The organism is Mitsuokella jalaludinii DSM 13811, assembly GCF_000702905.1.
Classification (GTDB): Bacteria; Bacillota; Negativicutes; order Selenomonadales; family Selenomonadaceae; genus Mitsuokella; species Mitsuokella jalaludinii.
This window is the reverse complement of the sequence record NZ_JNKR01000001.1, coordinates 279,140-304,689: the sequence shown is the minus strand read 5'-3', so window position 1 is coordinate 304,689 and position 25,550 is coordinate 279,140. Positions and strand designations below refer to the sequence as shown.

Sequence of the window (25,550 nt, the reverse complement as noted above, 5' to 3'; positions counted from 1 at the left end):
AGGATGTAAACATGAGCAAGAAAAAAATCATCATCGGCGTCATCGTGACGGCCGTCCTCTCGTCCTTCCTGACGATTGCCGGCCTCAGCTTCGCCTTCGGCATCCACAGCAGTGAGGTCGCGGACATCGTCCGCTTCCTCGGCGTCAAACGCTTCATCGAGACGCGCTACGTGTCGGATGTCGACGAGACGAAGCTCATGGACGGCGCCATCTCCGGCATGGTGCAGTCCCTCGGAGACCCGCACTCGATCTACATGAATGCCGACAAGTTTGAGCAGCTCAAGGAGCACACGGAGGGCGAGTTCGGCGGCATCGGCGTGACGATGGGCTTCAAGGACAGCAAGGTCACGATCATCTCCGTCCTCGACGATACGCCGGGGCAGAACGCCGGCCTCGAGGCCGGCGACGAGATCATGGCCGTCGACGGCACGCCTGTCTCGGAGATGCAGCCGGAGGAAGTTGCGATGCATATCCGCGGCGAAGTCGGCACGGATGTCGTCCTGACGATAAAGCGCGGCGACGAGACGAAGGACTACACGATAGAGCGCGCGACCATCAAGATCGATACAGCCAAGGGCACGATGCTCGAGGACGGCATGGGCTACATCCGCATCGCTTCGTTCTCGGAGAACACGGGCAAGGAGTTCAAGGCCGCCTACGAATCGCTTGCTGAACAGGGCATGAAGGGACTCATCATCGATCTGCGCGAGAACCCGGGCGGCCTCGTCACGAGCTGCGTCGAGGTTGCGAACCTTGTCGTGCCGAAGGGACCCATCGTCTCGGTTGTCGAGCGCGACGGCTCGAAGGAAGTCCATGAGTCGAAGCTCGAGGAGAGCAAGTACCCGATCGTCGTCTTGATTGACGGCAACAGCGCGAGCGCTTCGGAAATCCTCGCGGGCGCCCTGCAGGACACGGGCGCGGCGACGCTCGTCGGCACGAAGTCGTACGGCAAGGGCTCGGTGCAGGTCGTCGTGCCGATGCTTCATGACGACGGCCTCAAGCTGACCATCGCGAAGTACTACACGCCGAGCGGCCGCTGCATCGACGGCACAGGTATCGAGCCGGATGTCGAAGTGGAGCTGCCCGAGGGCGCGACGACGGACGTACAGCTCGAGAAGGCCAAGGAAGTCCTGAAGGAAAAACTCCAGTGATGTCATCGCACCTCATATATCGCATCAAAAAAGCGCAATGCCAATCGTGGCATTGCGCTTTTTATTTCTCTTGTCGCTTTCCGGTCAGTCTTTCGAACGATGCTCTTCGATGCAGCGAAGGAATGATTCGCCGTACTTCTTCATCTTGTGCTCGCCGACGCCCTTGACGGTGAGCATCTCCTCGCGCGTCTTCGGCAGGACGGCGCACATGTCCTTGAGCGTCGCGTCTGAGAAGACGACGTAGGGCGGGATGCGGTCGCGCAGCGCAATCTCCTTGCGCAGCGCACGCAGATGGTCGAAGAGTTCCGGTGCCGCGGCCTGCCGCGTGACCTCCTTCGGCACGGCCTGCATCACCTTGGCCTGGCCGCGCAGGACGGGGTAGGCGGCAGGCTGCAGCGTCAGGACGGGGTACTTGCTCTCGGTCAGGGCGAGGTAGTCCGTCGCGACGAAGCGCTGGATGAGCAGCTTGATGTCAGCGAGACTGCGCTCTTTCATGAGGCCGTAGGTGGAGAGTGAGTCGAGGTGGAGCGAGAGGATGCGCTTGTCGGTCGAGCCTTTGAGGACCTGGGCGACGAGTGTCAGGCCGAAGCGTTCGCGCATGCGGTAGACGCAGGAGAAGACCTTCTGGGCGTCGACCGTCACGTCGATCTCCTGCAGGTCCGCCTTGCAGTTGCTGCAATTTCCGCACGATGATGGCGCACCTTCCTCGCCGAAGTACTGGATGATGAAGTGGCGCAGGCACTCAGGCGTGTGGCAGTAGTCGACCATCTTCTGCAGGCGCCCGAGGTTGTGGCGCTTGCGCGCCTCGTCTTCGGTCGAGATGTCGATGAGGTACTTCTGCGTCTGCGTGTCCTGCGGCGAGAACAGCAGGATGCACTCGCCTGGCTCGCCGTCGCGCCCGGCGCGCCCCGCTTCCTGGTAGTAGGCCTCGATGTTCTTGGGCATGCTGTAGTGGATGACGAAGCGCACATTGCTCTTGTCGATGCCCATGCCGAAGGCGTTCGTCGCGACGATGACCTGCAAGTTGTCGTAGAGGAAGTCGTCCTGCACCCGCGCGCGCTCCTCGTCACTGAGTCCCGCGTGGTAGCGGCCCACGGCGAAGTGCTTGCGTAAGAGCAGGCTGTAGAGCGCATCGACATCCTTGCGCGTCGCGGCGTAGATGATGCCGGCGTCACCTGGGTGACCCTTTAGGTAGCGCTCGATGAAGGCCTTCTTGTTCTCGCCGCGGCGCACCTCGAAGTAGAGGTTGGGCCGGTCGAAGCCCGTGACGTGGACGCGCGGTTCTTGCAGGCCGAGCAGGCGCACGATGTCCGCGCGCACCTCTGGCGTCGCCGTCGCCGTGAAGGCCGCGACGAGCGGGCGGCACGGCAGCGCCTCGATGAACGGCGCGATCTCCTGGTAGCTCGGCCGGAAGTCGTGACCCCACTGCGAGAGGCAGTGGGCCTCGTCGACGGCGACCATCGAGATGGTCTGCTTGTCGATGATGTACTGGAAGTAGCTCGTGCTGAGGCGCTCCGGTGCGACGTAGACGAGCTTGTAGCGTCCCTGGGCGATGGCAGAGAGACGCGCGTCGGATTCGGCGAGGGAGAGCGAGCTGTTGATGTAGGTCGCGGGGATGCCCTGCTCGGCGAGCGCGTCGACCTGGTCCTTCATCAGGGAGATCAGTGGCGAGATGACGAGCGTGAGTCCCGGGAAGATCAGCGCGGGGATCTGGAAGCAGATGGATTTGCCTGCGCCTGTCGGCATGATGGCGAGCGCATCGTGCCCGGCGAGCAGGCTCTCGATCACGGGGACCTGAGCAGGCCGGAAATCGCGGTAGCCGTAGAAGCGGCTGAGGAGTTCGCGTGCCTGGTCAAGATACGGGTTCATGATGGCAAGTTCCTTTCTTAATTGACATTTAATCGATATATAGGATAATGATAGCAATTCTATTCTACCATATATTTGTTATATTTGTTTGATATCGATATAAAAGATAAGATCGGGAAGTACGGGAGGACAGACATGAAGAGAACATCGTGCGGCAGGGGAGCCGCATTGCTCGCCTTTGCCATGCTCATCGGGCTGCCGACGGCATCCTGCGCGGATCTCTCGCTGCAGGATGCCATCGACCTGGCCCTTGCACAGAACACGGGGCTGCGCATCACGCAGAAGGATGAGGATGTGGCAAAGGCGGCGCTCAAGCAGGCCAAGATCGACAATGGCCTGAAGATCACAGGAAATGAATCGCTCGATACGACGCTGCACCGCTCGTCCCACACGAAATCGGAGAATGGCATCGGCGTCACGGCATCGTACCCGATCTACACGAGCGGCAAGGCAGAGGCTGCAATCGACAGCAGCGAGCTCGGCCTCAAGGCAGCGGAGCTCTCGACGGAGCGCAGCCGCGAGAATCTCAAGCTCGACGTCATCAAGGCGTATTACGATGCGCTCGAGGCGCGCCGCACGGTCGATGTGCGCCAGGAGACGGTCGACAAGTACCAGGACCACTACACGAATGTCAGCCAGCTCTACGCGGCGGGCTCCAAGGCGCGCATCGATGTCATCCGCTCGTCCGTCGAGCTCAGCAATGCGGCGCAGAACCTCATCAAGGCGCAGAACAGCTACGAGGTCAACCTCGCCACACTGCGCAATTACCTCAACGTCGACCGCAGCGAGCCGTTGAACCTGACGTCGGACTTCTCCTACGACCAGTTCAACATCGACATGGACGCCTGCATCGACTACGCCTACCGGAATCGCAAGGACCTCCTCATTGATCTCTACAAGTACCAGCAGGCGGAGAACGACATCAAGGCGGCCAAGGCGGACTTCGGCCCGAGCGTGACGCTGAGCGCCGGCCCGAGCTGGTCGCATACGTTCAAGCCGTCGACGAGCTCTGATTCGGACATCACGGCGGGCGCGACGCTCTCGTGGAACTTCTGGGACAACGGGCTGACGCGCGCCAAGGTCCAGCAGGCGGAAGCGAGTCGCGACAAGGCGAAGCTCACTTTGACGAAGGATCAGGAGGACATCGACCTCTCGCTGCGCCAGGCCTACTACAACATGCGCGAGGCGGAGAAGCGGCTGAACTCCACGGGCGATGCCGTCAAGCAGGCCGAGGAGGACTACTTCATCGCGCGCGAGAAGTACCGCGCCGGCGAGGGCCTGATGCTCGACATCATCGACGCACAGGAAGCCCTCTCGACGGCACGCCTCAACTACATCAGCGCGGAGTACGACTACGCGCGCTACAAGGCGACGGTCGAGAATGCCATGGGCATCGGCCTGACGGATGGGGAGAAAGAGGCTGCGGCCAAGATGACGGCGACGGCGGTGCCGGCTGAGCAGGCGGAGCGCGCCGTGCTGCAGGAGCCCGTCGTGCCGGAGAACGCCAAGGCCAGGGTAGATAAAGAGACGAAGGGGCTTGCCAAGAAGGCAGACAAGAGGAAAGCAGCTGCAGCCGCGGCCAGCGATGCGTCCGCCGAGGTCATCCATGACCTGGCAGAAGGAGAGATTACGAAGTGAAGATAAACGGGAAAGTCAAGCTCGCCATCGCAGCGCTCGTCCTCGCGGGCTGCGCCTTCGGCGGCTACCACTACTACGAGGGACAGCAGGCGGCGAAGCAGACGGCAGCGGTTGAGACGACGAAGGCCGTCCGCATGGACATGAAGTCGACCGTCTCGGCGACAGGCACAATCCAGCCGGTCGACTCGGTCGAGGTCAGCTCCAAGATCACGGCGCGCCTCAAGAGCGTGCTCGTCAAGGAGAACGACAAGGTCACGGCCGGCCAGACCGTCGCGACGCTCGACGCCAAGGATTATGAGGCCAAGCGCGACCAGGCCCAGTATAAAGTCACGAATACGCAGGCTGAGTACGATCGCATCAGCTATCTCTACAGTATTGGCGCCGACACGCAGAAGCAGCTCGAGGACGCGCAGATGAATTACGACACGGCTGTCTCGGCCCTCGCACAGGCGGAGTCGGACGCATCGGAGACGAGCATCATCGCGCCGATTGACGGCACCGTCGTCGGCGAGCCCAAGACAGTCGGCACGATGGCTGTCGCGACGTCGGACAACCCGACGGTCATCATGCGCATCGCCGACCTTTCGCGCAAGCAGATCAAGGCGAAGGTCGATGAGACGGATATCGGCAATGTCAAAGTCGGACAGCAGGCTACGTTCACCGTCGACACGTACACCGACAAGACGTTCACAGCTCGCGTCACGAAGATCTCGCAGACGGACACGAGCAATTCCTGGGATACGAGCAGCTCGAGTTCGAGCTCGTCCTCTTCTTCTTCGGCAAGCGTCATCTACTACTACGTCACGCTCGATGTCGATGACCCCGAAGATCTGCTGCTGCCGGCCATGACGGCCCGCGTGGAGATCAACACGGCCGACACGCCGGATGCGCTGGCCGTGCCGATCTCAGTCCTCAAGACGGATGCCAACGGCTCGTACGTCGTCGTGCGCAACGCGGACGGCTCACAGGAGAACCGCTATGTGACGACGGGCATCTACAGCGATGAGTACGTCGAGATCCTCTCGGGGCTCGAGGAGGGCGAGGACATCGTCAGCACGTACACTGCGAAGAAGAAGAGCTCGAGCTCTTCTTCCGGCAGCAGGCGCGGCGGCCCCATGTTCTGAGGTGGTTCGATGACAGGAGAGAAAAAGACAGAAGAGCGGTATGCGACAATACAGCTCAACGGCATCAAGAAAATCTATCACATCGGCGGCGAGGAGCTCGCCGCGCTCAACGGCATCACGACGAATATCTACCAGGGCGAGTTCGCCGCTCTGATGGGGCCGTCCGGCTCGGGCAAGTCGACGCTCATGAACATCCTCGGCTGCCTCGACCGCCCGACGGAGGGCTCCTACAAGCTTGACGGGGAGGAGGTCGCCGGCCTCGATGACGATGCCCTCGCGAGGACGCGCAACAAGAAAATCGGGTTCGTCTTCCAGAACTTCAACCTGCTCTCGCGCATCTCGGCGCTCGAGAACGTCGCCCTGCCGCTCATCTACGCAGGCGTCGGCCACAGAGAGCGCACGGAGCGCGCCATGCACTTCCTCGAGGCCGTCGGCCTCAAGGACCGCGCCGACCACCTGCCAAATGAGCTCTCGGGCGGCCAGCGCCAGCGCGTCGCCATCGCGCGGGCGCTCGTCAACGACCCGCACATCATCATGGCCGACGAGCCGACGGGCAACCTCGACACGAAGTCGACGAAGGAGATCATGGAGATCTTCGAGTCGATGCACGAGAAGGGGCGCACGATCATCCTCGTCACGCACGAGCCGGAGATTGCCGCCTGCGCGAGCCGCCAGCTGCTCGTGCGCGACGGCCAGATCACGCGCGATGAAGGGAAGGGAGTGGTCATGGATGTTGTTTAAGGAATGCTTTGTCATGGCCATCCATGCGCTCCTTGCGAACAAGATGCGCTCGCTCCTGACGATGCTCGGCGTCATCATCGGCGTCGCCGCCGTCATCGCGCTCGTCTCCGTTGGCATGGGCGTGCGCACGGGCATCACCGCGAACTTCGAGAGCCTCGGCGCCAACACCATCACGATCATGCCGGGCTCCTCGAACCGCGGCGGCCCGCGCGGTGCGGCCGGCTCGATGCAGACGCTCAAGTACGATGACGCCAAGGCCATTGCGTCGAAGATCAAGGATGTCCGCTACGTGTCGCCGACAGTCAGCTCCTCGTACCAGGTCGTCAACGGCAACCAGAACTGGAATACGTCCGTCACGGGCGTGACGCCGGAACTCATGCAGATCCGCTCGCTGACTGTCAGCAACGGCTCGTTCATCAGCAAGGACGACATGACGAAGCGCACGCGCGTGGCTGTCATCGGCGCGACGGTCGCGGAGAACCTGTTCGGCACGGAGAACCCGGTCGGCAAGAACATTCGCATCAAGAACCAGCCGTTCAAGGTCATCGGCATCCTGGCATCGAAGGGAAGTTCCGGCTTCGGCCAGGACCAGGACGATGTCATCTACATCCCGCTGACGACGGCCCAGGAGCGCATGATGGGCATCACCTACGTGCAGTCCATCAGCCTGCAGGCGGCGGACACGCAGAAGATCGACCAGGTGCAGGAAGAGATCACGACACTCCTGCGCCAGCGCCATCGCCTGACGGGCGACAAGGAAGACGACTTCCATGTGCAGAGCACGGCCAGCATCATCGAGTCGGTCAATCAGTCGACGGGCATGATGACGGTTCTCTTGGGCGCCATCGCCAGCATCTCGCTGCTCGTCGGCGGCATCGGTATCATGAACATCATGATGGTGTCGGTGACAGAGCGCACGCGCGAGATCGGCATCCGCAAGGCGCTCGGCGCGACGTTCCAGAACATCATGATGCAGTTCATGATCGAGTCGATGGTGCTCGGCATCGTCGGCGGCCTCATCGGCATCGTCGTGGGCTGCGCTGCCTCGTACGCCATCGCGAGCACGGGGGCAGTCCAGACGACAATCACGCTGGCGCCGATCCTGCTGTCATTCTCGTTTGCCGTCGGCATCGGCCTCTTTTTCGGTATCTACCCCGCGCGCAAAGCCGCGCGTCTCGACCCGATCGAGGCACTGCGCTACGAGTGATGCATCTTTGCTACGAATATAAGAATAAATGGGTGCGCGAAAAGCCCCGCACGTTTCTGTGCGGGGCTTTTGATATGCCTGTATGAAAGAGCGATTTGCCTTATTCGATGACAGCGAGGAGGTCGCCGGAGGTGATGCGGCTGCCTGCCGCGACACAGACCTCCTTGACGATGCCGGCAATCGGCGCGGTGATCGTCGTCTCCATCTTCATGGCCTCCGTGACCATCAGCGGGTCGCCTTTCTTGACGACATCGCCCTTGGCTGCGATGAGGCGCAGGACAGAGCCAGAGAGCGTAGCGGCTACTTCGCCCGGGACAGTCGGGTCGGCCTGGCGGATGATCGCCGCGCCTTCCGAAGCGGCCTTATCGCGCATGCGGATCTCGCGCGGCATGCCGTTGACCTCGAACTGGATCTCGCGGAAGCCATCATCCGACGGCGGCGTGATGTAGTTCATGCGGATGAGGACCATCTTGCCGCCGATGCGCAGCCAGCTCTCCTCGCCCGGCTTCATGCCGAAGAAGTACGTCGGCGTGTCGAGGATGGAAAGGTCGCCGTACTGATGGTAGCGCTGGATGTAGTCCTTGTAGACCTTCGGGTAGATGCAGTAGCTCGAGCGCGCCTCTTCCGTCTCCGGCATGCGCAGGGCCTTCATGTCCTGCGTGACCTTCTCCTGGTCGATCGGGGCGGGCGGCGTCTCGAGGTGTGGCTGCTCGCCCCTGAGGATGATCTTCTGGAGCTTCTCGGGGAAGCCGCCGTAGGGGACGCCGAGCTTGCCGTCGAAGAAGTCGACGACGGATTTCGGGAAGTCCATCGTCTCGCCGCGTTCGTAGATATCTTTCTCGGTCAGGTTGTTCTGGACCATGAAGAGCGTCATGTCGCCGACGACTTTCGAGGACGGCGTGACCTTGATGACATCGCCGAACATCTCGTTGACCTTGGCGTACATGCGGCAGACTTCCGGCCATCTGTCGCCGAGGCCGACGCCCTTCGCCTGCTGGCGCAGGTTCGTGTACTGGCCGCCAGGCATCTCGTGCTGGAAGACCGTCGTGTTCGGGCTCGTCATCTTGCCGTCGACACCCGCGTAGTAGGCGCGGACGACCTGCCAGTAGCGGTCAATCGTCTCGAGTTCCTCGATGTCCATCTGTGGTTGGCGCGGGTTGTTGGAGAGCGCCTGGATGAAGGCCGTCATGGACGGCTGGCTCGTGCCGTTGGAGAGGGCGCTCGTGGCGACATCGACGATGTCGACGCCGGCCTCTGCCGCCTTGGCGTAGGTGTAGAGCGTGCAGCCGCCACCCTCGTGGCTGTGCAGGTGAATCGGCAGGTCGACGGCATCCTTGAGGGCCGAGATCAGGGTGTAGGCCGCTTCTGGCTTCAGGAGGCCGGCCATATCCTTGATGGCGATGATGTTGGCACCGGCCTTTTCCATCTCCTTGGCGAGATTCGTGTAGTACTTCAGCGTGTACTTCTGGCGGCCGTCGTCAAGGATATCGCCCGTGTAGCAGAAGGCCGTCTCCGCGAGTTTGCCCTGCTTGCGGACTTCGTCAATCGACAGCGTCATGTGGTCGAGCTGGTTCAGGCAGTCGAAGATGCGGAAGACATCGACGCCGTTCTTGGCCGCGAGGGCGAGGAACTGGCGCACGACTTCAGGCGGATAGTTCGTGTAGCCGACGGTGTTGGCGCCGCGCGTCAACATCTGGAACAGGATGTTCGGCGCAGCCTCGCGCATCTTGCGCAGGCGCTCCCACGGGTCCTCGTCGAGGAAACGGTAGGCGACATCGAACGTCGCGCCGCCCCAGTCCTCAAAGGCGTAGATCTGCGGGACCTTGCAGGCCGTGTAGTGGATGGCCTGCATGATGTCGCGCGTGCGGATGCGCGTGGCGAGCAGGGACTGATGGGCATCGCGGTACGTCGTGTCCATCAGCAGGACCTGCTTCTGGTCCTGGATCCACTTGGAGAACTTCTCGGGGCCGAGCTCCTCTAGGAGCTGGCGCGTGCCGGACGGGCAGGCTTCGTCAGCGGCATTGAGCTTCACCGGCGTATCGAAGCGCGGCTTCGGGTTTGAGCCGTTGCCGTGGAAGCCGTTGACCGTGACCTCGCCGATGTAGGCGAGCAGGCCGGCTGCCGGCTCATCGATGACCTGCGGGGCGTTGAGCAGGTCCGGATGGTGGTCGATGTAGTTGACGTTGCAGCTGCCAGCCTGGAAGTTCTTGTCGAGCAGCATGTTCTTGAGGAAGTAGATGTTCGTCTTGACGCCGCCGATGCGGAATTCATCGAGGCAGCGCAGCATGCGGTAGATTGTCTCCGGGGCGTTGTTGGCATGCGCCGTGACCTTGACGAGCAGGGAGTCGTAGTACGGCGTGATGACGGCGCCCGTGTAGGCCGTGCCGGCATCGAGGCGGATGCCAGGGCCGCCGCCGCTGCGGTAGTCGTTGATCTTGCCGGTGTCCGGCATGAAGTTGTTCTGCGGGTCCTCCGTCGTGATGCGGCACTGGATGGCCACGCCGTTGCAGGGGATGTCTTCTTGGCTCTTGATGCCGATCTCTGGGTCGGAGAGCGCATGGCCCTCGGCGACGAGGATCTGCGTCTTGACGATGTCGATGTCCGTGATGGCCTCGGTGACCGTGTGCTCGACCTGGACGCGCGGGTTGACTTCGATGAAGTAGAAGTGCTCCTCATCCTGGTCGGCGAGGAATTCGACCGTGCCGGCGTTGACGTAGTGGACATTCTTCATGATCTTCAGCGCAGCAGCGCAGATATTCTGGCGCAGCTTCTTCGGCAGCGACCATGCCGGTGCCATCTCGATGACTTTCTGGTGGCGGCGCTGGATGGAGCAGTCGCGCTCATTGAGGTGGATGACATTGCCGTGTTCATCGCCCATGATCTGCACTTCGATGTGCTTCGGGTTTAGGATGCACTTCTCGACGTAGACATCCTCATCGCCGAAGGCACGCTTGGCCTCCGAGCGCGCCTCATCGTACGCCTCTTTGAGGTCTTCCATGCGATCGACGCGGCGCATGCCGCGCCCGCCGCCGCCGTTGATGGCCTTGATCATGACCGGCAGGCCGACGCGCTCAGCGAAGGCCTTGACCTCAGCGAAATCCTTGACGGCACCGTTCGTGCCCGGGATCATCGGGATGTCGGCGCGCTCTGCCTGGATGCGCGCGTTGACCTTGTCGCCGAACATCTGCAGGTGCTCAACTTTCGGGCCGATGAAGATGATGCCCTCATCCTCGCAGCGCTTGGCCAGCTGTGCGTTCTCGGAGAGGAAGCCGTAGCCCGGATGGATGGCATCGACATCGTGCTCCTTGCAGATACGGATGATGTCCTCGATGTCGAGGTAGGCATCGACTGGCTTCTTGCCCTTGCCGACGAGATACGCTTCATCGGCGCGGCTGCGATGCAGCGACAGGACATCTTCTTTCGAGTAGACCGCGACCGTGCGGATGCCCATCTCGTGGCAGGCGCGGAAAATGCGGATGGCAATCTCGCCGCGGTTCGGCACCAAGATCTTGCGAATGTTCTTCATATAGATCCTCCTCAGACGTCATAAAGTCATATCATGCAAATGAAGCGCGTGGTTTTCCTGTTGTCGAGCGGGAAAGTTGACAACCTATCGTCAACTGAGCGCTCATTTGACTATCAACGTTATTTTTTTCACAAATGTGAATAAAAGCAAAACCGGAACGAGTCCGGTCAGCTCCTTTGCTTGCCCCTATCATACGTCAAGTTGAGAAAATAAGCAATAGTTTTCATGTATTTTAAGATAAATATAACGTATCATGTATTCAAAATCGCTGTTATTGACGATAAAAATCAGGAAATGCTTGACAAGCAGAGGGGGATTCCGTATAATAACATCATGTTAACACTTTAGCAAGATAAAGAACTGAATGAGGAGAGATGACATATGAAGTGGAAGAAGTTACTGGCATTGGGAATGGCGGCAGTCATGACGGCTGCTTTTGTGACGGGCTGCGGCGGCCAGAAGGCAGCGGACAGCGGTTCGGGCTCCGGCGACAAGGGTAAGATCATCGTCGGCCTTGACGACAATTTCCCGCCGATGGGCTTCAAGGACGAGAACAACGAGATCACGGGCTTCGATGTCGATCTTGCAAAGGAAGCGTCGAAGCGCCTGGGCCGCGAGGTCGAGTTTAAGGCCATCGACTGGTCGAGCAAGGAAGCAGAGCTCAAGAGCGGCCGCGTCAACGTCCTCTGGAATGGCCTCGACATCACCGAGAAGCGCAAAGAGAACATGCTGTTCTCCGACCCGTACATGGACAACCGCCAGATCATCTTCGTGAAGAAGGGCCGCACGGACATCACAGATGAGAAGAGCCTGGCCGGCAAGGTCGTCGGTACGCAGAGCGCTTCGACGGCTGAGGAGTACATGGACAAGACGGAATTCTTCAAGAAGGATGTCAAGGAAGTCAAGAAGTACTCGGATTTCGTAACGGCCTTCATGGACCTCGAGAATGGCCGTGTGGATGCCGTCGTCGGCGATGAGATTGTCGGCCGCTACTACATGAGCAAGCATCCGGACACCATCGATGCCGTCGATGTCGCAGTCGGCCCGGTCAGCGAGTTCGGCATCGCCTTCGCCAAGGACAACACGGCGCTGCGCGACGATGTCCAGAAGGTCCTCAACGAGATGAAGGCCGACGGCACGATCGCGAAGATTTCCGAGAAGTGGTTCGGCAAGGACATCACGAAATAATACAGCTCTCTCTCTAAAAAGGCTTGATTCGTCAAGCCTTTTTTTGTACAATGGAGAATATGTTAATACTTTGCCAGACTAAAGGAACATCCGCAAGGGAGAATTAAACGATGGATAATCTGCTCAATACGATATTACAGATGTTGGAGGGCTCCGAGATCACGCTCGAGATCTTCTTCATCACATTGGTCATCGCATTGCCGCTCGGCATGCTGGCCGCACTGGGGAGGCTCTCGAAGCTGCGGCCGCTCAGCGCCTTCATGGAGTTCTACATCTGGCTCATGCGTGGCACGCCGCTGATGCTGCAACTGCTCTTCGTCTACTTTGCGCTGCCTATGATCGGCATCCGCCTGCCGGACATCGCGGCGGCCCTCTTGGCTTTCACGCTGAACTACGCGGCGTACTTCGCGGAGATCTTCCGCGCGGGTATCCAGTCGGTGCCGAAGGGGCAGTACGAGGCCGCGAAGACGCTCGGCATGAACTACACGCAGACGATGCGTCGCATCATCCTGCCGCAGGTCATCCGCATCGTCCTGCCGCCTGTCTCGAATGAGACGATCAACCTCGTCAAGGATACGTCGCTCATCTACATCCTCGCGATGAACGACTTGCTGCGCGTTGCCCGCACGATCGTGCAGCGCGAATTTGACATGACGCCGTTCCTCATCGCCGGTATCTTCTATCTCGCGATGACGTTTGTCCTGACCTGGATGTTCAAGAGATTGGAGGCCTACTATGGCAAATACGATAAGTAATGAAGCGCAGGTCATGCTGCGCATGCACGATATCCACAAGTCGTTCGGCGACCTCGCTGTGCTCAAGGGCATCGATGTGGAGGTCCGCTGCGGCGAGGTCCTCGCGATCATCGGGCCGTCCGGCTCGGGCAAGAGCACGCTCCTGCGCTGCATCAACAAGCTCGAGACGATTGACTCGGGCTCCATCGAGATCGAGGGCGAGTTCCTGGCCGATACGGATGAGCACGGCGCGGCAGAGTACGCCGATGCCGCCAAGACGCGGGAGATCCTCTCGCACACGGGCATGGTCTTCCAGCAGTTCAACCTCTTCCCGCACATGACGGTGCTCGAGAATCTCATCGAGGCGCCCATCCAGGTCAAGGGCATGAAGAAGGCGGAGATTTTGCCGTATGCCAAGGAACTTCTGGAGAAGGTCGGCCTCGCGGACCGCGCGGATTACTATCCGTCGCAGCTCTCGGGTGGCCAGCAGCAGCGCGTGGCCATTGCGCGCGCCCTCTGCATGAAGCCCGACATCATGCTCTTCGACGAGCCGACCTCGGCGCTCGATCCGGAGCTCACGGGCGAGGTCTTGAAGACGATGCGGGAGCTCGCAGAGGAGCGCATGACGATGGTCGTCGTCACGCACGAGATGGCGTTTGCCCGCGAGGCAGCCAGCCAGGTCATCTTCATGGCCGACGGCACGATCGTCGAGCAGGGCGAGCCGGAATCGTTCTTTGCGCATCCGAAGGAGGAGCGCACGAAGGCATTCCTGCAGAACATGCTTTGAGCAGCAAAATCCATGGGGAGCGAGCAATCGCTCCTTTTTTGCGTGGGGCTGCAGACATTTTCTTGATTTTTTCAGGATTAGCGGCGATAATAAAACGTAGAATGTCTGCATGGCGCTCGGTTCGCATGGACCGCGGCACGTGCATGGAATGGGGAGGAATCTTATGAAGCGCATACTGTTCTTGTTGTCTGTCATCGCTGTCATGGTGCTGCCGATGGCAGGCGTTTCGGCGGCTGCGTCTGATTTCAGCGAGCGCGTGAGCGGTATGGCTGAGATTACGGCGGTACGCGTCAACAGCGGCTCGGATAAGATACGCATCGTCGTCGATGCGAGCAAGCCGGTCCGCTACACGACGATGACGCTGAAGAACCCCGACCGCGTCATCGTCGACATACAGGGAGCTTGGCTCTCTGCAAAGGTCAAGCGGGAGATTTCGGTGAGCAGCCGCTTTGTCAACGATATCCGCATCGGCCAGTTCAACAAGAACACGGTGCGCCTCGTCGTCGAGAATAAGGTCGGCAGCAGCAACTACAAGATATTTCCACTGAAGGGCGGCACGGTGCCGGGCCGCGTCGTGCTCGATTTCGGCAACCTGAGTGACAGCTCGAAGGCTGTGATCGCTGTGCCGGATGTGCAGAAGAAGCCGACGCCCAGCACGCAGGGAACGACATCTCCTGTGACGCAGCCTTCGGTGAAGCCGTCCGACTCTCCGAGCAGCTCGAACACAACAAGTGCTCCGGCAGCAAAACCGGCAACAAAGCCTGAGTCGAAGCCGGCCGCAAAGCCTTCGGCTGGCGAAGATATCGACGGCCCGGCCAAGGATGCTGCTGGCACGGGCACCCCGACGGCGGATGCGGGCAAGGACACAGGCAGCAGCAATCAAAGCAATGCGCAGCCAGTCATCACAGATGACACGGATGCCGACATCGCCGCCCTGACGGGGCTCAAGGGCCGCAAGATCACGATCGATCCTGGCCATGGCGGCAATGATTCCGGCGCTATCGGCCCGACGGGTGTCATGGAGAAGAGCGTGACGCTGCGCATCGCCAATGAGCTGAGGCGCCTGCTCGTGGCAGAGGGGGCGACGGTCTACATGACGCGCACGACAGATACGGAAGTCTCGCCGAAGGGCGCGAATGCCTCGGATATCGAGGAACTGCAGGCGCGCTGTGATGTCGCGAACAACACGAAGTCCGACATCTTCGTCTCCATCCACATGGATTCGTTCTCGAGCAGCGCGGCCAAGGGCACGACGGGCTATTACTACTCGCTTGGCTCTCAGCGCTCGCGCGACCTCGCGGACAAGGTGCGCCAGGGTGTCATCGACCAGATTGGCACGCAGAGCCGCGGCACGCAGAGCAGTAACTTCTACGTCGTCAAGCACACAGACATGCCGGCGACGCTCGTCGAGGTGGCCTTCATCTCGAATCCGCAGGAAGAGCAGCTGCTCAACAGCGAAGAGGGCATCCAGAAGGCCGCGCAGGGCATCGCCGACGGCATTGCCGACTACTTTGGCTGATGACTGGCAGCTGCCAAAGCAGCGGCCGGATAACGATTTTGGACAGGGATTCAAGGCATCCCTGTCCTTTTGGCTTGAAAGAACAGAGAAAACAGAGAGAATCGAGAGAACAGAGGAGGATCTTTTTTGGAACACGATATGAGACAGACGGCTGTGGAGCCGGAGGAGAGCCTGGAGCAGATGATGCAAGAGGGCGCGGAGGCGCGCAGGAAGCAGCTGTACCGCCACAAGCTCCCAGAAGAGAGGACGCTGACGGCCATGCTGACGGCGATGACGAAGGCGGAGCTCGACGACATTCGCTTCAACCTCAATGTGACGGGGGTGAGCTCGCTGAAGAAGGCGGAGCTCGCTGAGCGCCTTTGCCCGGCCATCACGTCTTTTGCCGAGCGCTGGATGATGTCGCTCCTGGAGGAGGAGTACGATCTCTTCCGCGACTTTGCTGCAAATGGCGGCCAGTCCGAGTCGCTCAGCGATGAAGACGACCGCCTCGACTACCTGCGCGGCCTCGGCTTCCTCTCCTGCGGCAAGTCGGGCGAGAAGCTCGTCTGGTATATGCCGGAAGAGGTGCTTGCGGTCTTTGGGCAGATGGACACGCAGGGCTTCCATGACAGAGTGCTGCTGAACACGGAGGTGGCGCGCTTTGCGGCCGGCATCCTCTACGCCTGCGGCTATCTCAATTACGAGCAGCTCTTCGAGCGCGTCGTCTCGTACCTCGAGGCGGAGCGGGCACAGGCGCTCTCCTTCATGGACTTTGTCGGCATCATGCTCAACGCTTCCTGCTGGAAGAACACGGTCGTGGCGCTGCCGCAGGGCGTCAAGTACTACACGCTGATCGATGAGGACGCGCTCGAGGATGAGCAGCTGCGCCGCTCGGATCTCGATTTTGCCGCACTCACGCGCGCAGAGGCATGGGCTGCCGGTGCGGATTCCTACACGCCGGACACGCCTGCCTGCCGGGCTCTTATCCAGTTCTTCATGCAGGAACACGGCTGCGATGTCATGAAAGCGGCCGACATCACTGGTGAGATCATCATCCTGCTCCAGAACGGCGGCACGATGCAGGAGGCTGTCGAATACCTGGAGGACCTTCGTCTCATGCAGGACGAGGACAAGGCAGAGGCCATCCTCGCGCCTCTGGCCGCACTCAACAATGCGACGCGCCTCTGGCAGCTCAAGGGCCACACGCCGGAAGAACTCATGGCCATGACGGGCGAGGGGCGCGTCATCCCGTTCAATCAGGTGCACAAGGCCAAGGTCGGCCGCAATGGCCCGTGCCCGTGCGGCAGCGGCAAGAAATACAAGAACTGCTGCCTGCGCAAGGATGAGCAATGAGGGACAGTCTGACAAACCGGGCCTATCCGTCCTATCGGACGAAGGCAAAGCGCTTCTTCTCGGTCCTGCTGCCGATCTTCGTCACGCAGATCGCCCTGACGGCAACGGGCTTCTTCGACACGGTCATGTCGGGCCATGTCAGTGAGCAGGACCTCGCGGGCGTTGCAGTCGGCTCGAATCTCTTCATGCCGTTCTTCGGCTCATTTCTCGGCATCATCTCGGTCCTGACGCCCATTGTCGCACAGCTCCACGGGGCGGGCAAGCGCGAGCGCATCGACTTTGTCGTGCGCCAGGGCTTTTACTGGTCGTTGGGCCTGGCGGGTGTTTTCCTGTTGCTCGGCATCTTCTTTGTGCCCGCCATCCTGGACGTTCTCGCACTGGAGCCGAAGGTCAGGCAGGTCGCCGCGGGTTATCTCCTTGCCATTGCCGTCGGCATCGTGCCGATCTTCCTCGCAGGTGTCCTGCGCAACCTCATCGATGCACATGGCTGCACGCGCCTGACGATGATCATCACGCTTGTGACGGTACCCATAAACGTCCTGGCCAACTATATCTTCATCTACGGTGCCTGGGGAATCCCCGCCTTCGGCGGCATCGGTGCGGGCATCGGCTCGGCCATTGCTTTCTCGCTGAACTTCCTGATCAATGTGCTCGTGGTCCTGACCATTGAGCCGTTCCGCAGCTACCATGTCTTCCGCAGCCTGCCGCGGCCTGACCTTGCGGAGTGGAAGCGCGCGCTCGCACTCGGCATCCCAATCGGCAGCACGATGTTCTGTGAGATGAGCATCTTCAGTGCTGTCGGCCTCTTCATGACGGTTTACGGCACGACGGTCGTCGCAGCCCATCAGGCTGCCATGAACTTCACGACGCTCGTCTACATGATCCCGCTCTCGGCCAGCATGACGCTGACCATCCTCGTGGGCTTTGAGATCGGTGCAGGGCGCAGCGGGGAAGCGGCCGCCTACATCCGCCTCGGACGGCTTTTGACCTTCTTGTTCGAGGGCAGTCTGGCCATCCTGCTCGTCCAGTTTCGCGAGACGATTGCAGCGCTCTACACATCGAGCCCGGAGGTGCAGGAGCTCTTGGTCGTCTTCCTCGTCTTCGCCGTCTTCCTGCAGCTGACCGACAGTGTCGATTCTCCTCTGCAGGGAGCGCTGCGCGGCTACAAGGATGTCCACGTGACATTCTTGCTCGCGGTCATCTCGTACTGGGTCATCGGCCTGCCCGCCGGCTGGGCCATCGCCAACTTCACCGCGCTCGGCCCGTATGGTTACTGGTGCGGCCTGATCATCGGCATTGCCTTCGGCGCCATCTTCCTGTCTGTGCGTCTGCGCATGGTGCAGCGGCGCTGCCTCGAAGCGCAACAATAAGAAACCGGCCAATTTCTGGCCGGTTTTTTCTATTTTCATATAGTTTTCAGAGGCAATCAGTTGTTTTCAAGTTTCCCGTGATAGGATAGATGTGTAAGAGAAAAGAAAGAGTCTATCACGTCGTCTGGAGGGAATGCAAATGAAAGCAGGACAAGAGCTGACGGAAGTACATACAGGAACTTTGGCGCAGGCTGGAAAGAAGGCGCGCCATCTCACGCGGTCGTTCCGCAAATTCAAGCCCGAGCATCTCTCATACCGCACCATGGGGGCAGGCAAGTGGATGCGCAGCCTGACGGCCGCAGTCATGATGGTCATGGCTGTGCTGGCGCCCATCCATACGCTGCCGACGTATGCGGCGCCAATCGATCCGGAAGAGAGCCTGGCCTCGGCAGTGACGGCCTCGGATGCGGCAGATCTTCGTCAGCTGCGCGGTGACAAGAAGCTCACGCGCCGGGAGAAAAGCCGCCTGCTTGCCCTGGCGCTCTTGCGCCGTGCTGCTGCGGCAGAGCCGGATGTCACAGCGGACATGCGGACGCTGGAGCGTTCATCGGCCAAGCTGCAGGGCCTTGATTACCGCCTCAAGAGCATGGACAGTCTGGTGCGCAAGATCGTGAGCGATGCCGATGAAGACCAGGTGAGCCTTTCGGCTGCTGCCGCCGGCATCAGCGATGTCCTGCGCTACACGCTGACCTGCTCCGATGAGGATTACAGCGTGATGGTGCCGCAGGCCATGGCTTCCCTTACCGAAAAGGGCTATCGCGTCGAGAAGTTCCGCAATGCCTGGGGCGGAAAATTCTATCAGGGTGTCAATGTCCATCTCGTGAGCCCCTCCGGCGTGCGCGTCGAGCTCCAGTTCCACACGCCGCAGTCGTTTGCGGTCAAGCAGGCCTCGCATGCGGTCTATGAGATCCGCCGCAATCCGGCTTCTTCCGCCGAGGAGGTCGAGGAGGCGACGCGCCTGAGCCTGGCCTACAATGCAGCAGTCATCGTCCCAGAAGGAGCGCGCGCAATCCACTGGCCAGTAGCGGCTTGATGCGTCGCCATGCGCTTCCGCAGAGCCTCTCCTGCAGGTTTACAACAGACAGGAAATGACGGATAATGGGAGAGTCGAATCATATTATCCTCGCATGAGAGGGGAGGCTTATACAATGAAACAAACAGCTGCACTCAAGGCACCTGTCACACTAGAAGAGATACTCAATGCGGTCACGCATGGCGTGGGCGCGGCACTCGCGGTAGCGGCACTCATCGGCATGCTGGTCTACTATGCCGGCGATGGCGTCTGGCACACGACGAGCTGCCTCGTCTACGGCATCTCCTTGATCCTCTTGTATCTCGCTTCGACGCTCTACCACAGTTTCACGAACCGCAAGGTCAAGTCGGTCTTCAAGGTCATCGACCATGCGGCCATCTTCGTGCTGATTGCGGGCAACTACACGCCGTTTGCGCTGATCCCGCTGCGCGGCAGCTTCGGCTGGACCATCTTCGGCCTCGTCTGGGGCATGGCGCTCGTCGGCATCGTCTTCCAGTGCTTTGCCGCGAAGCGCTTCCGCATCGTGCGCACGATCTGCTACCTCGCCATGGGCTGGTTTGCCGTCTTCATGGTCAAGCCGCTCTTGGAGACGCTGCCGCTGGAGGCCATCTGGTGGCTCGTCGCGGGCGGCCTCTGCTACTCGGTCGGTGCGATCTTCTACCTGGCGCGCCGCCTGCCGTACAGCCATGTCATCTGGCATCTCTTCGTCATGGGCGGCAGTGCCATCCACTTCTACACGGTGTTCCACTTTGTGCTGCCGCTGCCAGAAGTCGTGCGCTCGGCCATCGCGATGATCTGAGACATATCTTGAGACACGAAAAAGACCCGCTCCTCGGAGCGGGTCTTTTCTATCTTATCTGCAAAGATTATTTAGCCAGTGCGTTGACCTTGCGAGCCAGACGGGACTTTTTGCGGGCAGCAGCGTTCTTGTGATAAACCTTGTTTGCAGCGGCCTGGTCGATCGTCTTGCATGCAACCGTAAGGAGGGATTTCGCTTCATCAGCGTTTCCAGCCTCAACAGCATCGAGGACACGGCGGGAAGCAGTGCGTACACGGGACTTCTCGGCAGCGTTCTTTGCATGGCGCTTAGCGTCGGATTTCACACTCAGGATAGATGCTTTGATATTCGGCAAGTAGTTCACCCCCTTAATTAATGTCGTTACCTAAGTATAATATCATGGGTCAAATGAAAAAGCAACCATTTCTTTGCTTTTCTTGCAGGAGAAGCCTTGGGAATGGTATAATATTTTCGATTAGCACGACGTGAATATTGAAAGGAAAATGAACATGCAGAACAAGAACATCCGCAACTTTTCCATCATTGCCCATATTGACCATGGAAAATCGACGATTGCGGACCGTCTGATTGAATATACGGGGACACTTTCGAAGCGCGAGATGGAGGCGCAGGTCCTCGACAACATGGACATCGAGCGCGAGCGCGGCATCACCATCAAGTCGCAGACAGTGCGCCTGAACTACAAGGGCAAGGACGGTGAGGAGTACGAGCTCAACCTCATCGACACGCCGGGCCATGTCGACTTTACGTATGAGGTTTCGCGCAGCCTCGCGGCTTGCGAGGGCGCACTGCTCGTCGTCGATGCGGCGCAGGGTGTCGAGGCGCAGACGCTCGCCAACGTATACATGGCGCTCGAGCACGACCTCGAGATCATCCCCGTCATCAACAAAATCGACCTGCCGAGTGCCGATCCGGAACGCGTCAAAAAAGAGATTGAAGACGTCATTGGACTCGACACGTCAAATGCCGTACTGGCTTCGGCTAAGACGGGCATTGGCATCGAGGAGATCCTCGACTCGATCGTCGACTACATCCCCGCGCCGGAAGGCGATGAGAATGCGCCGCTGCAGGCCCTGATCTTCGATTCGTTCTTTGACTCCTACAAGGGCGTCATCGCCCACATCCGCGTCGTGCAGGGCCACATCAAGAAGGGCATGAAGCTCAAGCTCATGAACTCGGGCAAGGTCTTCGAGGTCACCGATGTCGGCTGCTTCAAGCCGCAGCCCGTCGACCTCGGCCATCTCGATGTCGGCGAAGTCGGCTTTGTCGCGGGCTCCCTCAAGGATGTGCGCGACGTGCGCGTCGGCGACACGATCACGTATGCGGAGAACCCTGCTGCTGAGCCGCTGCCGGGCTATCGCGGCGTCAACCCGATGGTCTACTGCGGCCTTTACCCTGTCGAGAGCTCGGACTACGACAACCTCAAGGACGCGCTCGAGAAGATGCAGATCAACGATGCGGCGCTCGTCTTTGAGCCGGAGACGTCTGTTGCACTCGGCTTCGGTTTCCGCTGCGGCTTCCTCGGCCTCTTGCACATGGATGTCATCCAGGAGCGCCTCGAGCGCGAGTACAACCTCAAGCTCATCACGACGGCACCGTCCGTCATCTATCACGTCTACAAGACGGACGGCACGATGATCAAGGTCAGCAATCCGGCCGAACTGCCGCCGCAGACGGAGATCGAGCACATCGAGGAGCCGTACGTCAAGGCGACGGTCATCGTGCCGAACGATTTCGTCGGTGCCGTCATGGAGATCTCGCAGGACAAGCGCGGCGAGTTCAAGGGCATGGACTACCTTGACACGAACCGCGTTATGATCACGTACCACATCCCGCTCAACGAGATCATTTTCGACTACTTCGACCGTTTGAAATCGGCGACGCGCGGCTACGCTTCGCTTGACTACGAGCTCGCGGACTACAAGGAGTCGAAGCTCGTCAAGGTCGACATCCTCTTGAACGGCGATCCTGTCGATGCGCTCTCGACCATTGTCCACAAAGATCGGGCGGCATCTCGCGGCCGCCAGCTCGCCGCCAAGCTCAAGGAGATCATCCCGCAGCAGATGTTCGAGATTCCGATCCAGGCGGCCATCGGCTCGAAGGTCATCGCGCGCGAGAACGTGCGCGCCCGCCGCAAGGATGTGCTCGCGAAGTGCTACGGCGGCGATATCTCGCGCAAGCGCAAGCTGCTCGAGAAGCAGAAGGAAGGCAAGAAGCGCATGAAGGCTGTCGGCAGCGTCGAAGTGCCACAGGAAGCCTTCATGGCCATCTTGAAGATCGACTGATGGAGAACACGATGAGGAAACAGCGATGGGGCCTCTACATCCACATCCCGTTCTGCCGCCAGAAGTGCTTTTACTGCGACTTCCCGTCCTTTGCCGGGCGGGAGCGCTATGAGGCAGATTACACGGACGCCCTGTGCCGCGAGCTCGCGGAGCAGGGCGTCCTTTATCGGGAGAAGTGGGGCAGGCCGCAGACCATCTACATGGGCGGCGGCACGCCGAGCGTGCTCGATGTGGCTCTGCTTGAGCAGATCTTGCAGGCCATTTCTGAAACATTTGCCTGGAAAGGCATTAACGAGGCGGAGAGGCCGGAATTCACGGTGGAGTGCAATCCGGGGACCATCGATGAAGCGAAGCTCGCTCTCCTGCGCGCGGGCGGCGTCAACCGCCTGTCCTTTGGCGTGCAGACTTTTGACGATGCACTCCTGAAACGCATCGGCCGCATCCACACGGGCGCGCAGGCGAGAGAGGCCATGGAACTCGCGCGCGCAGCGGGTTTCCGCAATGTCAGCATGGATCTCATCTACGGACTGCCGGGCGAAACGCAGGCGATGCTCGTGCATGACCTCGAGACGATGGTTTCCCTGCAGCCGGAGCACATCTCGATCTACGGACTGCAGCTTGAGGAGGGCACGGCCTTTGCCCGGATGCAGGAGATGGGGAAACTGTCTCTTCCAGATGACGACACGGTCGAAGCGATGTACGATGCGATGACATCGTTCCTGCCGCAGCACGGCTATGCGCGCTATGAGATCTCAAATTTTGCCAAGCCTGGCTTTGAGAGCCGCCACAACCTTTCGTATTGGCAAGATGTGCCGTATCTTGGCATCGGCGCGGCGGCGCATTCCTATCTCGAGGGGCAGCGCTACGAGAATGTGCGAGAGATTCCCGCTTATATCGAGGGCATCCGCAGCGGGAGCGGCGTGCGGCGGCAGGAAGAGGCGATGACGCGCGAGATTGCCATGGAAGAATTCGCTTTCCTCGCTCTGCGCACAGCAAGGGGCATCGACCGCAGGCACTTCGAGCAGAGATTCGGCGTGCCGCTCGACGCCATCTATGCAGATGCCATTGCCAAGCTCAAGCGCCAGGGGCTGCTCGCAGAGGATACAGCAGGCGTCCGGCTGACAGAGCTGGGCATGAAGTACGGCAACGTGGCCTTTGAGGAATTCCTGCTCTGACTTCTGTGATTCGAGTCACGGAATCTTTCTCTGCCAGATGGTAAGGTAGAGGTAATGAAAGGAAGCGAATGCTCATGCATGAAATCCGTCTCAAGCGCGTCTACGAAGTGCCATCGCCCGATGATGGCGTGCGCGTGCTCGTCGACCGCCTCTGGCCGCGCGGCATCCGCAAGGCCGACTTGCCCTACGATGCCTGGCCGAAGGAGATCACGCCGTCTCCGGAGCTGCGCAAACTCTACCATCGCGGCGAGATGCCCTTTGCAGGATTCCGCGAGGGCTATGCCGAAGAACTGGAGGCGAGCGAAGGCGCTGCGGCCTTTGCCGAGCGCTGCCGCAAGTGGCTCGAGACGCAGGATGTGACGCTGCTCTATGCCGCGAAGAACCAGCAGGAGAACCACGCGCAGGTGCTCGCAGCCTGGCTGCGCCAGAAGAGCGGCGCCGAAGGCGGTGCGTGAGCAAGGATAGCGATAGAAAGGACGATTCCCATGAAGAAAATCACTATGATCAAGATGCAGGGCTGCCCGTACTGCGCCAAGGCCGCGCAGGCCGTGGAGGAGCTGCGCGCTGAGCAGCCGGCCTATGCAGGTGTCGAGATCGAGATCATCGACGAGAACGAGCAGCCGGAGCTCGCCAAGGCGTATGCCAAGGACTACTACTACGTGCCGAGCCTCTTCATTGAGGGGCACAAGGTGTACGAGGCACAGCCGGGCCAGGACTATGATACGATCAAGGCTGCCGTCGTAGATGCCTTTGAACAGGCCAAGTGACTGACGGATATCCACTGAAAGATGATGGAAGATGAGACTGCCGCGCGTGCGGCAGTCTTTTTTTCGTGCGCGAGAAAAAAGTCGAAAATAATTTTGACTTTTTGACTTTTAGGTGTTGACTTTTTGTTTTTTTCGGTGTATATTCTTTATAGATTCAAAGTTAGCACTCGGATAGATAGAGTGCTAACAGAGGATGAAAACAGAAGGAAGGGGGCATGCAGATGAAGGATGAACTCGACGCGCGCAAGAAACGCGTGCTGCAGGCAATCGTCGATGATTACATCGAGTCAGCCGAGCCGGTCGGCTCGCGAACACTGGCGAGGAAGTACGACCTCGGCGTGAGTCCGGCGACCATCCGCAATGAGATGGCAGATCTCGAGATGCTAGGTTACCTCGAGCAGCTGCATACCTCCTCTGGACGCATCCCATCGTCGAAGGGATATCGCTTCTATGTAGACGGCCTGATCCCCCCGAAGCCCGTGAGTGACGAGGAGAAAGAGCTCATCAATCGCTGGTACAGGGCGCGCGTCAAGCGCATCGACGAGGTGTTCCAGGAGACAGCGCGCATCATCTCGCAGGTGACGAAGAATGTCTCTCTTGTCCTCGCGCCGCAGATGACGCAGGCGGCTTTCCGTTGCCTGCAGTTCCTGCCGCTCGACGACAGGCGCGTTATCACCGTGCTCATGACGGATGCGGGCTTCATCGAGAACAAGATTCTCGAGATGCCGAATGGCTCGAGCTTCGAGGACTTCCAGCGCATGGCCGGTGTCATCAACAAGAATCTCGCCGGCCACACGCTCTCGACCATCGACCATCCAGCGCTCGCGAAGATCCGCGATGAGATCCAGGATGAGCCGCTCTACGAATCAGCCCTCGAGGTCATCAACAGGGCGCTCGATTCGGGCAAGCGGGAGCGCCTCTACCTCGGCGGCACGACGCAGATGCTCGAGCAGCCGGAGTTCCACGATGTGGAGAAGGTCAAGGAGACCCTCCTCGTGCTCGAGAAGGAAGAGCTCATGAAGGATGTGCTGCACGCCCATATGGGCGACGGTCTCGAGGTCACGATCGGCCAGGAGAACGAGGACAGCCACTTCAAGGACAGCAGCATCATCACCGCGACGTACCATCTCGATGGTGAGCTCTTGGGCACGATCGCAGTGCTCGGACCGACGCGCATGGAATACGCGAAGGCCATGAGCCTGCTCGAATACATGAATTCCAATCTGACAGAAGTCATCAAGCGGTTCCACTGGTAGGGCCGCAGGTTTCCCGGAATAGAGTGAAGAGGTGATAGTTTTGCCATCA

The 25,550-nt window shown here is 60.0% G+C and carries 21 protein-coding genes; 18 read left to right on the top strand and 3 right to left on the bottom strand.

Going from position 1 to position 25,550, the window contains the following annotated elements; all coding sequences use genetic code 11:
- Nucleotides 1-11 precede the first annotated feature (11 nt).
- Nucleotides 12-1,151 carry a S41 family peptidase gene (locus T518_RS01400; protein ID WP_036374041.1) on the top strand — a complete coding sequence of 380 codons (1,140 nt, stop codon included), beginning with the start codon at nt 12-14 and terminating at the stop codon, nt 1,149-1,151.
- An 84-nt stretch (nt 1,152-1,235) separates the two neighbouring features.
- Here T518_RS01400 and recQ read toward each other — a convergent pair whose 3' ends face one another.
- A complete protein-coding gene (gene recQ, locus T518_RS01395) occupies nt 1,236-3,020 on the bottom strand; it encodes a DNA helicase RecQ (RefSeq protein ID WP_036374038.1) in 1,785 nt (594 codons plus the stop codon).
- A gap of 135 nt (nt 3,021-3,155) precedes the next feature.
- Between recQ and T518_RS01390 the strand changes: the two genes are divergently transcribed.
- The 4 genes from T518_RS01390 to T518_RS01375 are packed head-to-tail and all read left to right on the top strand — an operon-like array spanning nt 3,156 to nt 7,730.
- Complete coding sequence (locus T518_RS01390) at nt 3,156-4,658, top strand: TolC family protein (protein WP_036374034.1); 1,503 nt, start codon at nt 3,156-3,158, stop codon at nt 4,656-4,658.
- Nucleotides 4,659-4,660: 2 nt separating this feature from the next.
- A complete protein-coding gene (locus tag T518_RS01385) occupies nt 4,661-5,782 on the top strand; it encodes an efflux RND transporter periplasmic adaptor subunit (RefSeq protein WP_391510234.1) in 1,122 nt (373 codons plus the stop codon).
- 9 nt (nt 5,783-5,791) lie between these two features.
- Complete coding sequence (locus tag T518_RS01380; protein ID WP_036374029.1) at nt 5,792-6,523, top strand: ABC transporter ATP-binding protein; 732 nt, start codon at nt 5,792-5,794, stop codon at nt 6,521-6,523.
- Nucleotides 6,513-7,730, top strand: coding sequence for an ABC transporter permease (locus T518_RS01375; RefSeq protein ID WP_036374026.1), 1,218 nt, complete (start codon nt 6,513-6,515; stop codon nt 7,728-7,730). The genes T518_RS01380 and T518_RS01375 overlap by 11 nt, the downstream gene beginning before the upstream one ends.
- 100 nt (nt 7,731-7,830) lie before the next feature.
- Here the strand turns inward: T518_RS01375 and T518_RS01370 are convergent, their stop codons facing one another.
- On the bottom strand, nt 7,831-11,256 hold the full coding sequence (locus T518_RS01370; protein WP_036374023.1) for a pyruvate carboxylase: 3,426 nt from the start codon (nt 11,254-11,256) through the stop codon (nt 7,831-7,833).
- Nucleotides 11,257-11,637: 381 nt separating this feature from the next.
- On the opposite strand from T518_RS01370, the gene T518_RS01365 reads away from it, so the two are divergent.
- The 8 genes from T518_RS01365 (at nt 11,638) to trhA (ending at nt 20,018) form a co-directional block, all read left to right on the top strand.
- Nucleotides 11,638-12,444: an amino acid ABC transporter substrate-binding protein gene (locus tag T518_RS01365; protein ID WP_036374020.1), complete on the top strand. Its 807-nt coding sequence runs from the start codon at nt 11,638-11,640 to the stop codon at nt 12,442-12,444.
- A gap of 110 nt (nt 12,445-12,554) precedes the next feature.
- Nucleotides 12,555-13,199 (top strand): amino acid ABC transporter permease, encoded by a 645-nt coding sequence (locus T518_RS01360; protein ID WP_036374016.1) that lies wholly within the window; start codon nt 12,555-12,557, stop codon nt 13,197-13,199.
- Nucleotides 13,180-13,965, top strand: coding sequence for an amino acid ABC transporter ATP-binding protein (locus T518_RS01355; protein WP_036374014.1), 786 nt, complete (start codon nt 13,180-13,182; stop codon nt 13,963-13,965). The genes T518_RS01360 and T518_RS01355 overlap by 20 nt, the downstream gene beginning before the upstream one ends.
- A gap of 163 nt (nt 13,966-14,128) precedes the next feature.
- Nucleotides 14,129-15,484: an N-acetylmuramoyl-L-alanine amidase gene (locus tag T518_RS01350; RefSeq protein ID WP_036374011.1), complete on the top strand. Its 1,356-nt coding sequence runs from the start codon at nt 14,129-14,131 to the stop codon at nt 15,482-15,484.
- Between the two features lie 126 nt (nt 15,485-15,610).
- Nucleotides 15,611-16,816 carry a YecA family protein gene (locus tag T518_RS01345; RefSeq protein ID WP_248617131.1) on the top strand — a complete coding sequence of 402 codons (1,206 nt, stop codon included), beginning with the start codon at nt 15,611-15,613 and terminating at the stop codon, nt 16,814-16,816.
- The gene (locus T518_RS01340) at nt 16,813-18,186 is read left to right on the top strand and encodes an MATE family efflux transporter (protein WP_051652129.1); all 1,374 of its coding nucleotides are present in this window, start codon (nt 16,813-16,815) and stop codon (nt 18,184-18,186) included. Before T518_RS01345 ends, T518_RS01340 begins: the two co-directional genes overlap by 4 nt.
- Before the next feature lie 139 nt (nt 18,187-18,325).
- Nucleotides 18,326-19,219, top strand: a complete 894-nt coding sequence (locus tag T518_RS01335; protein WP_155948026.1) for a hypothetical protein — start codon at nt 18,326-18,328, stop codon at nt 19,217-19,219.
- A 115-nt stretch (nt 19,220-19,334) separates the two neighbouring features.
- Nucleotides 19,335-20,018 carry a PAQR family membrane homeostasis protein TrhA gene (gene trhA / locus T518_RS01330; RefSeq protein WP_051652128.1) on the top strand — a complete coding sequence of 228 codons (684 nt, stop codon included), beginning with the start codon at nt 19,335-19,337 and terminating at the stop codon, nt 20,016-20,018.
- 67 nt (nt 20,019-20,085) lie between these two features.
- On the opposite strand, the gene rpsT is transcribed toward trhA, so the two are convergent.
- Complete coding sequence (gene rpsT / locus T518_RS01325; RefSeq protein WP_036374005.1) at nt 20,086-20,352, bottom strand: 30S ribosomal protein S20; 267 nt, start codon at nt 20,350-20,352, stop codon at nt 20,086-20,088.
- Nucleotides 20,353-20,506: 154 nt separating this feature from the next.
- Between rpsT and lepA the strand changes: the two genes are divergently transcribed.
- The 5 genes from lepA (at nt 20,507) to hrcA (ending at nt 25,501) form a co-directional block, all read left to right on the top strand.
- A complete protein-coding gene (lepA, locus tag T518_RS01320) occupies nt 20,507-22,303 on the top strand; it encodes a translation elongation factor 4 (protein ID WP_036374002.1) in 1,797 nt (598 codons plus the stop codon).
- Nucleotides 22,304-22,314: 11 nt separating this feature from the next.
- Nucleotides 22,315-23,478, top strand: a complete 1,164-nt coding sequence (hemW, locus tag T518_RS01315) for a radical SAM family heme chaperone HemW (RefSeq protein WP_036374468.1) — start codon at nt 22,315-22,317, stop codon at nt 23,476-23,478.
- Between the two features lie 74 nt (nt 23,479-23,552).
- The gene (locus tag T518_RS01310) at nt 23,553-23,933 is read left to right on the top strand and encodes a DUF488 domain-containing protein (RefSeq protein ID WP_081828384.1); all 381 of its coding nucleotides are present in this window, start codon (nt 23,553-23,555) and stop codon (nt 23,931-23,933) included.
- Between the two features lie 30 nt (nt 23,934-23,963).
- Complete coding sequence (locus T518_RS01305; protein WP_036373996.1) at nt 23,964-24,245, top strand: glutaredoxin family protein; 282 nt, start codon at nt 23,964-23,966, stop codon at nt 24,243-24,245.
- A 221-nt stretch (nt 24,246-24,466) separates the two neighbouring features.
- Nucleotides 24,467-25,501: a heat-inducible transcriptional repressor HrcA gene (gene hrcA / locus T518_RS01300; protein ID WP_036374465.1), complete on the top strand. Its 1,035-nt coding sequence runs from the start codon at nt 24,467-24,469 to the stop codon at nt 25,499-25,501.
- Nucleotides 25,502-25,550 lie beyond the last annotated feature (49 nt).